Origin of the sequence: Pseudomonas brassicacearum (assembly GCF_918698105.1) — a bacterium.
Lineage (GTDB): Bacteria > Pseudomonadota > Gammaproteobacteria > Pseudomonadales > Pseudomonadaceae > Aquipseudomonas > Aquipseudomonas brassicacearum_F.
This window is the reverse complement of record NZ_CAKKMI010000012.1, coordinates 26,721-42,851: the sequence shown is the minus strand read 5'-3', so window position 1 is coordinate 42,851 and position 16,131 is coordinate 26,721. Positions and strand designations below refer to the sequence as shown.

Below are 16,131 nucleotides of genomic sequence, written 5' to 3'. Positions count from 1 at the left end.
GCCACATAGATGTCGGCATGTACCCCCGCTCTTGATCTTGATCTTGATCTTGATCTTGATCTAGGGCGCCCCGTTAACCACGATGGCCGAACGCAGGCATTGCGCAGTGGGCACCTCGGCATGGATGCCGAGGTAGCCGCGCTGGGCCATGGATGGCCCTTCGCGGCGGCCCACGGAGCAATGCCGGAGTGAGGGCATGCCGAGCCCTAGCGAGGCACCGAGTGGTGGGGCAAGAGCGTTTTGGTTACTTTTGACTGGGCCGGCTTCCGGGCTCTTCAAAAGTGACCCGCCGTCAGGGCGGAACCCTAAGCAGCCGTTACCGCAGCAACGGATATTCACACTACCCGCCTGGAAAAAGGCGAGTAGATGTTTCAAAAAAAGCGAACAGCATTCCCCACAATGTCCAGGTCTTCCTCAAGACATCATTTGCGCCAGGGACTCGGTATCAGCCTGCGGGGCAACTTCGCTGAGCTTGCCATGTTCGATGCGAATCAGCCGGTCGGCCAAACCGAAGTAGGCGTCGTCATGGGAGATGACGATCAGCAGTTTGCCGCGTTTGCGCAGGTCCGGCAGGATCCGGGTGTAGAAAAAGTGCTTGAACACCGGGTCCTGGTCGGCGGCCCATTCGTCGAACAGGTAGCACGGACGATCATCCAGGTACGCACTGAGCAGCGCCAGGCGCTTGCGTTGCCCGGTGGACAGCGCCAGCGTCGTCAGTTTGCCTTCCTCGATTTGCACCTTGTGGTCCAGTTGCAAGTGCACCAGGTAGTCCTGCGCCTGTTTCACCAGGTGCGGATCGTCGCCATCGAACAGGTTCTCGAACAGGCAGAAGTCGGTGAAGATCGCCGAGAAGTGCTGCCGGTAATGGTGGTTGTCATTGCTCGAAGACACTTGCTCGTCGAGCATGATCTCGCCGCTTTCCGGCCGGTACAGCCCGGTCAGCAACAAGGCCAGGGTGGTCTTGCCGCTGCCGTTGCCGCCGGTGATGAACACCACTTCGCCGGCATTTAGGGTGAGGTCGATGGGGCCCAGGGTGAAATGACCGTCCTCGCGCTCGCGGTAATAGGTGTGGGTGACCTGGCGGCACACCAGGCTGCGAACCTGGGTTGGCGAGATCGTGTCGAGGGCCTCGTCGGCGGTTTGCATCTCGCCTTCCAGGGCGCGGATCTTGTTCAGCGCCACGCTGGCCCGGCCGAGGGTCGGCAAGGCGTGCATCAGCTCCGACAGCGGCGTGATCATGTAGAGGATCGCCAGGATATAGCCGGTAACCAGGCTTGCGCTCAGGTCGATGAAATGCGGCGCGGCGAACAGCACCACGCCGATCAGCAGGTAGAACACCGCATTGCCCCAGTTCAGGACCAGGGCGTAGATGCTCATGCCCCGGACAAAATCGCGGCGATATTGCTGGCTCACCGGTATCAGCAGGCGGGTGAAGAAGTGCTGTCGACGCGGATGGTTGAGTTGCAGTTCCTTGCTGCCATCGGTGAGCAGGCGGTATTGATTGAACAACTGGTCCTTGAGCTCGCGAGCGCGGGAGATCGAGGTCAGTGCCCGGCGTTGTGGCCAGTGAAAGCTCAGGCTACCGAGGGCGATCAGCAGCAGCGTCAGACCGAGCAACGGCATGCTGAGCCAACCCAGGTAGCCGAGGCACGCGGCGATGATCCCGACGTTGACCAGCAGGATCGGCACCAGTTCCACCGCCTGGCTGATGGTTTGTGTATCGTCGGTGAGCATTGCCAGCAGGCGATGTTTGCCCAGGCGCTGCAATTGCGCGTAGGGCGTGTCGATCAGCTTGGCGCTCAGGTGCAGGCGCATGTCGTTGACCGCGGCCTGGCCCAGGCGCAGCAGGCTGATGTCGGAGACGATCCGCGACACCGCGACCAACACCACCAGGCCGGCGAAGAGCAGGCCATCCACCGGGCGCAGCTTATCGAACACCTCCAGGCTGTGGTTGATATTGGCGATCAGGCCGGCCGCTGCGAGGCCGCAGGTCAGCCCCGTCAGGGTCGCCACCAGCAGTGCGCGCCATGAGCGTTTAGCCATGAGTAACAACAGATCCATTTCAAACCGCTCCGTGTGTAGCAATGGCCATGAGGCGCGCCGCCAATTGTTCATGCAAGGCGCGTTGCTCAAGGATGGTCAGGTGTTGTGCGGCGATGACCTCGCGGGTCAGCGGCCCACTGCTCAGGCGTTCCCACTGCGGGTCGGCGAAGTCAGGCTGGTCCAGGGTGTCGCTGGCCCACCAGACATGCACCGGGCAACTGAGCCGGGCAGGTTGGAAAGTCGCCAGCAGATGTTGCGTATGCTGCTGGTAGCGCAGCCGCGTTTGCAAATGCTCCCAACTGTCGCCATCGAGTTGCAGGCCTTGTTGCCGTGCCCACTGGACCAGTTCCGGCAGGCGTGCCGCGGGGGGCAGGGCGTCCAGTTGCGCGAGCAACGCGGCCATGATCGGCGGCGGCAACTGGCGCAACACGGCCTGGCTGTCCGGTGTCAGTGCTTGGGTAGCCGATTCCAGCAGTGCTTGGACACTGTTTTCCGGCGCCTGATGCTGGTATTGCGAGTCGATGATACCGAGAAACGCCACTTCTTCGCCCTGGCGTTCCAGGCGCGCGGCTGCGGCAATCGCGAGCAGGCCGCCGAGGGAGAAGCCCAGCAGGTGATAAGGCCCCTGCGGTTGCTGCTGGCGCAGGTGCTCGACATAAAGCGCGCCGAGGCTCTCGATATCGCCGCCCAGCGTTGCGCTGTCGTCGCTCAGGTACGCCGCCTGCAAGCCCCACAGGTGCCAGCCCGAAAGCGGCGCCAGCAGCGTGCGGTAATCCTGCACGTGGCCGGTGGAGGGGTGGAAACAGAACAGGTTGGCGGCTTCAACGGCGTTGGGCGCCGACAGCCGGACCAGCGGCGAGAGCTTGAGCTCGGCCTGTACCAGCGCCGCAAACGCCGAGACGCTCGGGGCGTTGAACACCGCATTGACCGTCACCGGTGCCGACAGCGCGGTCTGCAAGCGGCTGGCAAGGGTCACTGCTGCCAGGGAGTGGCCGCCCAGCTCGAAGAAGTCATCGTCGATGCCCACCCGCTCCAGGCCCAGCACCTGTGCCCAGACGTCGGCGAGCAGGGCTTCCAGCGGCGTGCGGGGCAAGGCGCTGCCGACCGTGTCGAGGACTTTGTCGGCCCATTGCTGCAAGGTCTTGCGGTCGAGCTTGCCGTTGCCCATCAGCGGCAAGGCTTCGACGATCCGCAGGGTGGGCAGCATGTAGTCCGGCAAGCAATCCTGGGCCTGGCCATGCAGCCGGGCGACGGTGGTCGAATGCCCGGGCGCCAGGGTCATGAAGGCGAACAGTTGCTGGCCGAGCTCGCCCCGGGGGATGCATTCCACGGCAGCCTGGGCTACACCGGGAAGGCCGGTCAGTTGCGCCTGGATCTCGTCGAGTTCCACACGGAAACCACGGATTTTTACCTGGCGGTCTGCGCGTCCGGTGATTTCCAGGCTGCCGTCATGGCGATAGCGGGCCAGGTCGCCGGTGCGATAGAGGCGTTCGCCAGGCCGTTGCGCCAGTTCGATAAAACGCCCGGCGCTTTGTTGTGCCTCCAGGTAACCGCGGGCCAGTTGCGGGCCGGCGATATACAGCTCGGCGCTTTGGCCAGGGGCGGCCAGCGCTTGCTGCTCGTCGAGCAGGTACAGGCGCATGCCGTCGAGACGGTCGCTCAGCGGCAGGCGGCGATAATCCATGGCCGGCTCGGCTTTGTGCATCACCACGCCAACGGTGGTTTCGGTCGGGCCGTAATGGTTGAAGACCGCCAGCGTCGGCGCGAGGTCGCGAATGCTTTGCAACAGGCGCCGCGAACAGATTTCGCCTCCGAGGATCAATTGCTTGCGTGGCAACACGGCAGCGCTTTGGGCGTGAATCAACCAGGCGTCGAGCAACGACGGTACGATCTTCAGGTGGTCGATCGGGTACTGCGCCTGCCAGGCAGCCCAGGCCTGGGCGTCCATCGCCGTTTCCTTGTCCAGCAGGTGCAATTCGCCGCCGCTGAGCAGTGCCGGGAACAGCAACGTGTAGCCCAAATCGGCCGCCAGGGAAGTCACCACCGCGCTGCGTTCGCCGGGCGCCAGCCCCAAGCGGCGGGACACGCTGGCGACATAACTGGCGAGCTGCCGATGCTCGACGATAACGCCTTTGGGCGTGCCGGTGCTGCCGGAGGTGAACAGCACGTAAGCCGCGTCCTCGGCTTGGATCTCGATGTCGACTGGCGTGGTGGGTGCTTGCTGCCAGGTCGCCTCATCCCGCAGGTCGAGGCTGCCGATGCCGGGCAACGCGGGGGCGCTGCCGGCCGAACCACTCAGGACCAAGACCGGCTGCGCCTGTTGCAGGATGGCCAGGGAGCGCTGTGCCGGCTGATGCACGTCCAGGGGGACGAACGCCGCGCCGCTCTTGAGCACGGCGAGCATGGCCAGGACCATCTGCGCCGAGCGATCCAGGTACAACGCCACGCGGTCTTCGCGACCCACGCCTTGAGCGCGCAGGTAATGCGCCAGTTGGTTGCTGCGGGCCTGCAATTGGGCGTAGCTCAGTGGCCCGCTGTGATCGCGCAGGGCCAAGTGCTCGGGGAACTGCGCGGCACACGCATCGAAGCGCGCCGGCACGCTGCTAAACGGCAGCGCCGCGACGTCGACTGGCGCCTGCAGGGCGGCCAGCGTCGCGGTGAAACTTGGCGACTGCAATGACAGCTCGGCCAAGGGCTTGCCCGGGTTGGCGAGGGCATCGAGCAGCAGCGATTGGAACTGCTCCAACAGGACCAGGGCGGCTTGTTCGCTGTAGCGGCTCGGCAGGTGGCAGAGGTTCAGGCGATAGCCGCCAGCGCTGGTTTCGGCCACCAGCAGCAGCTCCATGCCCGCGGGGACGGCTTGTGCGTCCAGCACGGTGAGCGTCGAGGCCAGGCTGCCCAAGGTGTCGAGCCGATCGGGCAACTGCCCACCCCACTGGAAACCGTACGGCGAGGCGTCGGCCGGCAGTGCAGCACTGACGCCGCAGTATTCCTGCCATTCCGTGGCTTGCTCGCAGAGCACCTGCAGGTTCGCCAGCGCCTGGGCAAACTGGCCGTCCGCCGCCGGTTGCCAGCGCAGGGGCAGGGGCTTGGCGAACAAGCCCCAGCAGTCGGCGAGTTCTTCGTAGTCGTCGCGGCAATCGTGGACCCAGTTCAAGGTCAGTGCCGGACTGTCGCCGGTACTCAGGCGCTGCAACAGCACGCCCCAGGCCGTCATCAAGACCTGCTCGGGCGATGCGTCGTGACGCTGGCAAAAGCTCTCCAGGGCCATGCTCAGCGGCGGGGTGGCGCTCAGGCGAGTGATGACCGAGGCGTCGGGGCGGTCGCTGCGTACCTGGCGGTAGAGCAACTCGCTGGCGGCCGGCTCGTCCAGGGCCTGGCTGGCCCAGAAGTGCCGGCCAGGCTCGGCGTCTTCATCGGCCTGCAACTCGTAGAGCCAGGCACTGTACTGGGTATAGGTCATGGCCTCGTCATCCACCGATGGTGCATCGGTCGAGGCCAAAGCCTGCGCCAGGCGCAGCAAGGTTCCGCGATCGGCGCTCAGTGCCTGCAGCTGCAGTGTCACCCGGTGGCGATCGGCCCCGAGCGCGTGCACCTCGACGCTGATGGCGTCCGCAGCCATGGCGGTGGATTCAACCACCTGCAACGGCATCAGCAGGCCCGGCTCGGGCCGCACCCGCAGGCGCAGGGCCTCGTGACACGTGCTCAGGGCAACGAGGCGCTGCTGCAGGCGCTCCAGGGCCAACGGGCCTTTGATTTCCAATTCCAGGCGCGCCGCTGGCGACCCCGCCAACCACTGGCTGCGTTGTTGCGGCGAGAGGGCGAAGGCTTCTTCACGTTTTTCGAAGGCGCTCATGCCTGCACCTCCGCAGCCGGCGACGGCTGTGCGTCGGGCAGGCTCCCGGTCAATTGTTCGCGACGCATCATCTGGCCCATGGCGACGCAGATCTTGCGCTCGCCCTCGAAGGGATCCCGGGCGTGGGCCACCAACATATTGTCCAGCATCACCATGTCACCCTTTTGCCAACTGAAACGTACCGCGCAGTCTTCATAGGCTTCGCCGATCACTTGCATCACTGCGTCTTCGATCACGCTGCCGTCGCCGTAGTAGACGTTGCGGGGCAGGTGCCCGGGGCCGAACAGGCTGATCAGGTTGCTGCGCACTTCCGGCTCCAGGCAGGCGGTGTGGTGCAGTTGCACCTGGTTGAAGAACGACAGTTCCAAGGTTTCGGGATGCGCGACGATGGCGGGGCAATGCTGGGCGATCCGCAGGTTGTCGGCCCCCAGCCATTCCCAACGCATGCCCGACGCCAGGCATTGGCGCTCGACTTCCTCGCGCTGTTCGGTCTTGAAGAAGTCCTGCCAGCGCACATCCAGCTTGTCGGTGAAGTGCCGCACATAAAGCAGCCCCAGGGCCTTGAAGCGAGCGACGATGTCCTCGGGCAAGCGCGCCAACACCTGCCGGCAATCGACGATGGGCGTGCAGCCGCCGCGCGGTGCCGGCGTTTCGCAATAGAACCACTGCTTGCGTGGCCACTGCGGCAGATGGGAGCTCTCGTTGTGGAAGAGAATCATGTGCTGTTCCGGGTACGGCGTGGAGTGGTAGATGTTCTTGCCGGACTTGTTTTTCGGCAGGTCGCCGTAGGTCCCGTAGAGGTCGGGTTCGATGGCCTGGGCGAATTGTTCGAAAGCGCCAGCGTCCGGCAGGTTGAAACCCCGGAACAGCAGCCCACCGTGGGTCAGCAACTGGGCATTGATCCATTCCCGGGCTTGCAGCGCCCAGTGCACCGGGTCCAGGTCGCCGAGCAACGGCTCGATCACCAACGGCAAGGCTTGCCCGGCGTTGAGGGTGCGGGTACGGACCTGCTCGTGGGCCACCTGGCTCACGGCGGTTGCACGGGTCTGCTTGAGCTTGCTCAGTTTCGACTGCTTGCGCGCGCTGCGGGCCGAGGCCTCGTCGAGCGGCGAATCAGGCGTGGCGCCAGCGTTGCTGCCTTCAAAGCGCCACGACCACTGGTCCAGCGCCTGCGCCGGGGCTGCGATGAGCTGTTCCAACAGGTGCTCGAAACCTTGTTCGAGGCGCTGGAGGGTCTGCTCTTGCAATACGCTGGTGCGATACACCCAGCGCACGTTCAGGCCTTGTTCCTCATCCTCTTCGACAAACACAGCGAGGTCGAACTTGCTGCTTTCCTGGGGCGATACCAAGTGCTCCACCTCAAGGTCCGGCAGGCTGGCATTGCCGCTGGGCGTGTTCTGCATGACGAACAGCACCTGGACCAGCGGATTGACCCCTGGCGTACGCGGCGGCTGCAACGCCTCGACCAGTTTGTCGAACGGCACTTGCTGGTGCTGGAACGCCGCCAGGCAATCCTCGCGCAAGCGTTGCAGGCGGGCGTCAAAGGTTTCGCCCTCGCTCAGGCGGGCCCGGATCGGCAACACGTTGACGAAGAAGCCGATGAGGTGTTCCAGGGCCGGATGTTCGCGGTTCGCCAGGTCGGTGCCGACGATAAAATCGTTGGCCCCGGTGGCGCGCTGCAACAGGCTGTTGAAGGCATTGAGCAAGACCATGAACAGCGTCGCCCGTTGCTGTTGGGCATAGGCCTTGAGCACCTGCGTCTGGGCCGCGGTGAAGCGTTGCTCCAGCGCCGCACCCTGGTAGTCGGGGCGCGTCGGGCGTGGCTGGTCAAGCGGCAGCGGGATCAGCGTTGGCGCGCCGTCGAGCTGGCGGCGCCAGTAGTCGATGGCCCGTGCCAGCAGGCGCTGTTGCGCTTCGCTGCGTTGCCAGTAGGCATAGTCGGCGAACTGGATCGGCAACACCGGCAGCACCGGTGTCGAGCCGCTGGTGCGGGCCTGGTAGCCGACGATCAGCTCCTGCATCAGGATGCCCATGGACCAGGCGTCGGTGGCGATGTGATGCAGCACCAGTTGCAGCACATGATCATCGCTGCCCAGGCGCAGCAGGTTGGCGCGCAGCATCGGCGCCTGTTGCAGATCGAACGGGCGTGCGGCCTGTTCAGCAATCAAGCGTTGCAGGGTTTGTGCCTGTTCTTCGCTGTCGAGCTGACTCAGCTCGGTCGGCGTCAAGTCCACCACAGGCGCCGGGCTGATGATCTGGCAAGGCTGGTCGCCGTGGAGGTGGAACGCCGTGCGCAAGGATTCATGGCGCTCGAAGACTGCCTGCAACGCCGCTTGCAGCGCCGCGATGTCCAGCGCGCCACGCAGCCTGACGGTGGTGGTCATGTTGTAGGCGGCGCTGGGGCCTTCGAAGCGATCCAGGAACCACAACCGTTGCTGGCTGTAGGACAGCGGCAACGGCTGGTTGCGCGGCGCCAGGGCCATCTCGCTGTCGCCGTCGACTTCGGTCTGGGCGTTGCGCTGCTGATCGACCGCCTGGGCCAATTGTTCGAGAGTGCCACGCTCGAACAGCGTGCGCAGTGGCAGGTTCACGTTCAACCGTCGACGAATCCGCGACAAGACCTGGGTGGCCAGCAGCGAGTGACCGCCGATGGCGAAGAAGTCGTCGTGCACACCGACGTCGTCCAGGCCGAGGATTTCCTGCCAGAGTTCGGCGAGCACCTTCTCGGTTGGCGTACGCGGCGCGACGCCTTGCGTTTGCGCTGTCTCGTCCTGGGGCAGACCCAGGGCGGCGAGGGCGCGACGGTCGACCTTGCCATTGGCGTTCAGCGGCAATTGCGCAAGGGCCAGCCAACGGGCCGGGACCATGTAGCTTGCCAGTTGCTGGCCCAGGTAAGCGCTCAAGACCTGTTGCGCGGACGCATCGCCGAGGTCGGCCGCTTCGTCGAGCACATACCAGGCCACCAGTTGCAACGCACCGCGGGCGTCGGGCAGCGCGAGCACCGCCGCGCTGTCCACCGCCGGGTGTTGCATCAGGCGGTTTTCGATCTCGCCCAGTTCGATGCGGTGGCCACGGATCTTCACTTGCTGGTCGCGACGGCCGAGGTACTCGATCACGCCGTCGGCGCGCATCCGGCCGATGTCACCGCTGCGATACAGCCGCGCATCGGCCTGGAATGGGTGCGGGACAAAGGCTTCGCGGGTGCGTTGCGGGTCGCGCAGGTAGCCGCGACCGACGCCGACGCCGCCGATGCACAACTCGCCGGGTACACCGATGGGGACCAGGCGCAGCGCAGAATCGAGGACGAACACTTGGTTATTGGCGGTCGGCTTGCCGATGGGCATGTGCAGGCAGTCGTCGGCCGGGGCTTGGGTGATGGGGTAGAAGGCGACGTCGTCCGAGCATTCGGCGGGGCCGTAGGCGTTCATCAACGGGATGGCTGGGAAGCGGGCGAACCAGTCTCGCGCCAGGGCCGGCGGCAATGCCTCACCGGTAGGCAAGAGCCAGCGCAGGCTCGCCAGGCTGTGGTGCGCGTGGCTTTCCTGGAGCATGCCGCGAATCAGCGCCGGCACGGTTTCCAGCAGCGTCAGTTGCTGCTCTTGAACGGCGTCGAGCAAGGCCACAGGGTCGTGGGCCTGGGCATCGGGAAGAATGTGCACGGTGGCGCCGAACAGCGGTGCGGCGAGGAACTGCCACACGCTGATATCGAACGCCGCCGAAGCCGTCTGGGCAATCCGGTCGTGCTCACCCAGGCCGAGGCTCGGGACCTTGCCGAACATGTTGTTGAGCATGCCGCGTTGTTCGACCATCACACCTTTGGGCGTGCCGGTGGAACCGGAGGTGAAGATCACGTAGGCCAGTTGATCCGGGTTATGCGCGTAGCTGACCGGCGGCTGTTCGCGGCCTTGCCAGAGTGCCTGGGCGATCAGGCAGGTGGGTTGCTGGCGCATCTGCGGCAGGACGTTGTCCAGTGCCGAGGTCGCGTGCTCGCACACCAGCAACAGCGGCGCTTCGCCCAGGTCCAGCAGCTCCGCCAGGCGGGCGTGAGGCTGTTGGATATCCACCGCCTGGAACGCGGCGCCAGCCTTGAGCGTGGCGATCATCATCGTCAGCAAGGCCAGGCCTCGCTCGGCGAACAGCGCCACCAGGGTTTCCGGGCCGGCACCGGCGGCTTGCAACGCATGGGCGATGGCGTTGGCGCGGCGATCCAGTTCTGCGTAGGTCAGCGATTGTCCCTGGCATACCGCGGCCAGGTGCTGCGGGCGGCTGCGCACTTGTTCGGCGAACAGCGCTGCATAGCCGCGCTCCAGCGGGAAATCGACGTCGCTGCGGTTGCAGTCGATCTGCAACTGCCGGCGTTCCGCCTCGGGCAGCATGTGCAGGCTGCCCAGGGGCGCCTGCGGTGTCTCCAACATGTTCGAAAGCAACTGCACCAGATGCCCGAGCATGCGCTGCACGGTGTCCGTGCTGAAACGCACGCTGTCGTAGGACAAACGAATGCCCAGGCGGTCGCCGGGGTACAACACCACCGTCATCGGGAAGTTGGTGTGCACCCGGTCTTCGTAGATATCGATGCTGAAGGCATCCAGTTGCACGCTGCTGATGTCCAGTGGCGCGTTCTCGAACACCACCAGGCTGTCGAACAACTGCTGGCCGCGCGGCACTTGGCTGCAACGCTGGATGTCCACCAGCGACGCGCTTTCGTGTTCGCGCAATTGCGCATTGTGCGACAGCAGCGCCTGCAACCAGTCGGCCACTGGCGCTTGTGGGTCGACATCGATACGCAGTGGCAGGCTGTTGATGAACAGCCCGACCATTTCTTCTACACCGGCGAGGTCAGTCGGGCGGCCGGCGACGGTCACGCCGAACAGCACGTCGCGGTTGCCGCTGTAGCGCGACAGCAACAGCGCCCAGGCGCCCTGGATCCAGGTGTTGGGGGTCAGTTGGTATTGCTGGCACAGCTGCTGCAGACGTTGGGTCTGGGCGATGCTCAGGGTCTGGTCGAAGTCGCCGACCTGTTCCGGCGCCTGTTCCGGGCCGGCCGCGGGGCTGTCCACATGCAGTGGCGTCGGCTCGCTGAAACCGGCCATTTGTGTCTGCCAGAACGCGTGTGCGGCGGCCATGTCATGGCGTTCCAGCCAGCTCATGTAGCCGCGGAACGAGCGCAAGCGCGGACGGGCCACCGGTTCCTGGCGCACGATGGCCTGGTAGATCGCCAGCAGGTCTTCCATCAGCAGGCCAAAGCACCAGGCGTCAGTCAGGATGTGGTGGAAGCTGCGCACCACGGCGAAGCGTCGCTCGTCGAGTTGGAACACCCGCAGGTGGGTCAGTGGCGCACCGGCCATGTCGAAACCTTGCAGGCGTTGTGCTTCGAGGGCCTGGTCCATGGCCAGGCGCTGCTGTTCTTCGTCGAGATGGCGCAGGTCCTGCCAGTCGAACGCCCGATGGGTTTGGCGGTACACGCATTGCAGCGGCTCATGGTCGTCCTGCCACCAGAAGGCGGTGCGCATCATCGGATGGCGCTCGAGGAACAACTGCCACGCGGCTTCCATCGCCGGGCGTTGCAATACCCCGTCCCAGCTGTAGCGTTGTTGCATCAGGTAGATGCCGCTGTGGGGTTGCAACAGCGTGTGCAGGAGCATGCCCTGTTGCATCGACGACAACGGGTAGACATCTTCGATGTTCAACCAGTCCAGCGGCTCGGCCGCCAGGGTCGCTGCTTGCTTGTGGCACAACGGGAACGCCTGGCTGGCAGGGCGCAGGTCCGGTGCGGCGACCAGTTCGGCGAGTTCGCCCAAGCGTTGAGCCAGGCGCGGTGCCCAGTCGGCGGCGAGGGTGCCCTGGCTGCGCAGGTGCAGACAGTCATCCTGCCACCAGGCGTCCAGGGTCAATGGGCAAGGCGAAGCTGCCGATGGGCTGGCGGCTTCGACCTGGGCCAGGATGCCGCGCGCTTCGCGATGGCTGTCGAGGTTGCCCAGCCAGCGAATGGCGACCGAGGCCGCCGGCAGGTCGCGCAGCGGTTCTTGCAGGTAGGTGTTGTCCGACAGGTAGCGCAGGGCGCCATAGTCGACGCCGTGTTGCGGGTAGGCGCGCATCTGCGCGGCCAGTGCCTGCAAGCGTTGCAGCAGGCTGTCGCCTTCGGGCTGGAGAAAATACGGCACTGCCAGTGCCAGCGGCCCGACGATGCGTAACGGGTCGAGGTCGGCCATGGCAATCGGCGCCGCGACCGGCAAGCGCTCGACGCTCGGCCGCGCATCGTGCACGCTCAGCGCGATCAGGCCGTTGCCGCACAGTTCACGGCACTGTTCGGCCACGGCCGCGGCCAACAGGCTGTTCCAGTCCAGTTGCAGCACTTCGCCCAGGCGCTTGAGTTCGCCTGAGGTGGCGACTGCCAGGGTCTGTTCGATCACGCTGGCCGGTTGCTGGCTGTCAGGCAGTTGCAGCGGTTCCGCGCCTGCATATTGCAGCCAATGCTCCCAGGCGTCGTCCAGGGCATCGCCTTGTGCGTGAGCCTGTTGGTGCCGCGTCCACTGGGTGAAGTCACCACCGGCGTAGGACAGGCGCACCGGCCGCTGATAACGCAGTTGCGCCAAGGCCAGGTTGAGGTCAGTCAGCAGCAGCGCCCAGGAGGCTTCGTCCAGGCACAGCGGATGAGCGGCCAGCAGCAGCGAATGTTTGCCGTTTACCTCCAGCAAGCTGGCGTGCAGGGTTTGGCCGGCGTCCAAGTCCAGCGCGTCGACACCGGCCTGGGCCAGGGCTTGCAGTTGCGCCGGGGCGCAGGCTTGAAGTGTTTCGGTGGTGATGACCGGGGCCTTGGCCGCGACCAGCACCCGTTGCTGCCATTCACCCTCCGGCAGGGCCTTGAGCGCCAGGCGCAAGGCTTGGTGGTGTTGCTGCAAAGCGCCGATGGCCTGGCTCAGCAGCTCGCTATCGATTGCCTGGGTCAGCGCCACGCAACGCCAAGTCGCGTGCAACGGCCCTTGTTGCAAGCGCGCCCATTGCCCGGCGGCCAGCGGCAGTTCGTAGCCATCGGCAATGGCTTGTGCCACGCCCTGGCTGGCATCGGCGCCCAGCACTCGGGCGATGTCGGCGATGGTGCGGTTTTCGAAGAGCTGGCGAGGCGTGAGTTTCAGCCCTTGCTGGTTGGCGCGGGCGATGATCTGCAAGTTGATGATCGAGTCGCCGCCCAAGGCGAAGAAGTTGTCATGCACGCCGACACGCTCAAGCTTCAGCACCTCTTGCCAGATGGCGGCCAACTGCGCTTCGACTTCATTGCGCGGGGCAACGTGGGTGGCGCTGTCGTCCGTAGGTTTTTGCGGGAGCGGCAGGCGCTGGACATCGACCTTGCCGTTACGGGTCAGGGGCAGTTCATCGAGGGTGATGAAGTGCGCCGGCACCATGTAGTCCGGCACCCGCGCGGCGAGGTCGTTACGCAGCTTGGTGGCGGACAGCGACTGGCTGGCAACCAGGTAGGCCACCAGGCGCAGGCTGCCGTCCAATTCGACGGCGCGGACCAGCGCCTGTTCGATCAGCGGCGACAGGCGCTTGAGCTGCGCCTCGACTTCGCCCAGTTCCAGGCGGTTGCCACGGATCTTGACCTGGCTGTCGACCCGACCGAGGAACGCCAGTTGGCCGTCCACTTGCCAGCGCACGCGGTCGCCGGTGCGGTACCAGCGTTGCTGATCGGCGTCGAGGTGGAAGCGTTCGGCGGTCAGGTCCGGGCGGTGCAGGTAACCCCGGGCCAGGGCGCCGTTGATCAGCAGCTCACCGGACACCCCGGTGGGCACCAACCGACCGTTGGCATCCACCACTTGCAGTCGGCGGTTCGGCAGCGGCCGGCCGAGGGCGATGCTGCGCAGGCCCGCGGGCAGTTCGGTGGCAATCGCCCCGACCGTCGCTTCGCTAGGCCCATAGTGGTTGAACACCCTGAGCCCTGGGGCCAGGCGGTTGACCTGCTCCAGCAGGGCCGGGCTGAGGGCGTCGCCACCGAAGACCAGCAGGGCGCGCGGCAATAGGCGGGCATCGGGCAGCGCCTGCAACAGGCCCGCCAGATGGCTTGGGGTGATCTTCAGCACATCCACCGGATGTTGCTCGAAGAGCTCGGCCAGTGCCAGGGGGCTGAAACCGCTGTCTTCATCCACCAGCAACAGGCTGGCGCCGCTGCACAGGGCGCCGAACAGCTGGGTGTGTCCGAGGTCGGCGGCGATGCTCGACAGCAAGCCGTAACGGGCCGCCGACGGTGGGTTGAGTACTGCGTGCACCGCCGTCAGGTAATCAACGATGGACTGGTGCTCGACCACCACCCCCTTGGGGGTGCCGGTGGAGCCCGAGGTGTAGATCACGTAGGCGGCGTCAGTCGGGTTGTGGGCCACGGTGGGTGGCGTGTCTGGCTGCGAGGTGATGGCCTCGGCTTGTTCCGCCAGCCACAGCGTCGGCGTGTGCTCGGCCAGGCCCTTGAGCAGGGGCGAGGCGGACGCGCCGATCAGCAGCGCGGCGCGGCTGTCCACCAGCACGTCGGCCAGGCGCCCGGCGGGCTGCTTGAGGTCCAGCGGCAGATAGGCGGCGCCGGCCTTGAGGGTGGCCAGCAGGGCAATCACGAACTCGGCGCTGCGCTCCAGGGCCAGTGCCACGACGCTGTCGTGGCCGATGCCCTTGGCGCGCAAATACTGGCTGAGACGGTTGGCCTGCTGGTCCAGTTCACGGTAGCTCAGGGCGACCTGACGGTCGCGGACCGCCAGGTGTTCCGGGTGCGCGGCCACCTGTTGTTCGAAGCGCTGGTGCAGGCACGCAGCGGGCACCGGCAGTTGTACGCCGCGACCCTGCGCGAGCAGTTGTTGGCGTTCTTCAGGGCTCAGCCACTCAAGCTCGCTGACCCGGCACTGCCCTTGCGCCGTCATCGCCAACAGGATGGCGCGCAATTGCGCCGACAACACCGCGATCTCGGCATCGCTGAAGCGACTGCGGTCGTAGCTGATCAGGTAGTGCAGTTGTGTGTCCGGCACCACGATCAGCGACAGCGGGAAGTGGTTGCGGCCTTGGGTGAGGGTGATGCCGTCGGCCTGCTGGTCGCTGCTCGGGGCACTGAAGCTCAAGCCGCCGGTGTCCTGGTTGAGCGCGTCGGTGACCGGGAAGTTCTCGAACACCAGGATCGAGTCGAACAGCGCCTGTTCGGCGGCGATACGCGTCATCGACTTGAGCTTGCCCAGCGGCAGGTAGGCGTGGTGACGCAGATCGCTGTTGGCTTGCTGCAAGTGTTGCAGCCAGGTCACCAGCGTCGGCGCGTCAGCCCATTGCACGCGCAACGGCAATGTATTGATGAACAGCCCGACGGTGCTGTCCACCGCCGCCAGGTTCTCCGGACGTCCGGCGACGGTGACGCCATAGACCACGTCATCACGCCCGGCGTGTTGGCCCAGCAGCAGTGCCCAGGCGCCCTGGATCAGCGTGTTGATGGTCAGGTCGTGCTGACGGGCGAAGTGCGCCAGTTGCTCGGTTTCGCTGGCCGCCAGCAGGCTTTCGCGCTCGGCGAACGGTGCCCCTGCCGGTGCTGCCTGGCGTTCGGCGAAGGTGGGCAGCGGGGTCGGCTCGCTGACGTCCTGCAACTGCTCGCGCCAGAAGCCTTCGGTGGCGGCCATGTCCTGCTCCGCCAGCCAGGCGATGTAGTCCCGGTAAGGGCGGGTCGGCGCCAGGTCGGCGGGGCGGCCATGGGCTTGTTCGTAGTACAGCGCCAGCCACTCCTGGACGGCAATGCCGACGCTCCAGCCATCCATGAGGATGTGATGGAAAGTCCAGATCAGGTGCCAGCGCTCGGGGGCCAGGCGCACCAGGCACACGCGCATCAGCGGCGAGTCATTGAGCTCCAGGGGTTGCGCCCGTTGCTCCAGTGCCAACTGTTCCAGCGCGGCCTGTGGTTCGGCGCGGTCTTGCCAGTCCAGTTCGGTCAGGGGCAGCGGTACTTCCTGTTGCACCACCTGATAGGCATCGTCCAGTTCTTCCCAGAGAAACGCACTGCGCAGCACCGCGTGGCGCTGCATCAGCGCCTGCCAGGCAGCGCGAAACGCGCTCAGTTGCAGCGGGCCGTTCATGTCCAGGCTCAACTGCTGGTAATACACCCGCGAATCCGGTTCATAGACGCTGTGGAACAACAGGCCGTGCTGGGTCGGCGAAAGGGAGTAGATATCTTCGATGTTGTTCATGCTTGCTTGGTCCATTTCAAAGTCTTGAAAACTCAA

At 65.5% G+C, this 16,131-nt stretch carries 4 protein-coding genes; all 4 read right to left on the bottom strand.

All coding sequences use genetic code 11. From position 1 onward, the window contains the following. Nucleotides 1–60 precede the first annotated feature (60 nt). Complete coding sequence (locus LQ215_RS07140) at nt 61–198, bottom strand: hypothetical protein (RefSeq protein ID WP_230148451.1); 138 nt, start codon at nt 196–198, stop codon at nt 61–63. A 216-nt stretch (nt 199–414) separates the two neighbouring features. Next, on the bottom strand, nt 415–2,061 hold the full coding sequence (locus tag LQ215_RS07135) for a cyclic peptide export ABC transporter (RefSeq protein ID WP_230148346.1): 1,647 nt from the start codon (nt 2,059–2,061) through the stop codon (nt 415–417). 1 nt (nt 2,062) lies between these two features. Then, on the bottom strand, nt 2,063–5,899 hold the full coding sequence (locus LQ215_RS07130; protein WP_230148344.1) for a non-ribosomal peptide synthetase: 3,837 nt from the start codon (nt 5,897–5,899) through the stop codon (nt 2,063–2,065). Continuing rightward, nucleotides 5,896–16,095 (bottom strand): non-ribosomal peptide synthetase, encoded by a 10,200-nt coding sequence (locus tag LQ215_RS07125; RefSeq protein WP_230148342.1) that lies wholly within the window; start codon nt 16,093–16,095, stop codon nt 5,896–5,898. The genes LQ215_RS07130 and LQ215_RS07125 overlap by 4 nt, the downstream gene beginning before the upstream one ends. Between the last annotated feature and the right edge of the window lie 36 nt (nt 16,096–16,131).

Coding starts and splice junctions, on each gene's coding strand:
- LQ215_RS07130 (WP_230148344.1), bottom strand. CDS start 5,899: ATGAGCGCCTTCGAAAAACGTGAAGAAGCCTTCGCCCTCTCGCCGCAA.
- LQ215_RS07135 (WP_230148346.1), bottom strand. CDS start 2,061: ATGGATCTGTTGTTACTCATGGCTAAACGCTCATGGCGCGCACTGCTG.
- LQ215_RS07140 (WP_230148451.1), bottom strand. CDS start 198: ATGCCCTCACTCCGGCATTGCTCCGTGGGCCGCCGCGAAGGGCCATCC.
- LQ215_RS07125 (WP_230148342.1), bottom strand. CDS start 16,095: ATGAACAACATCGAAGATATCTACTCCCTTTCGCCGACCCAGCACGGC.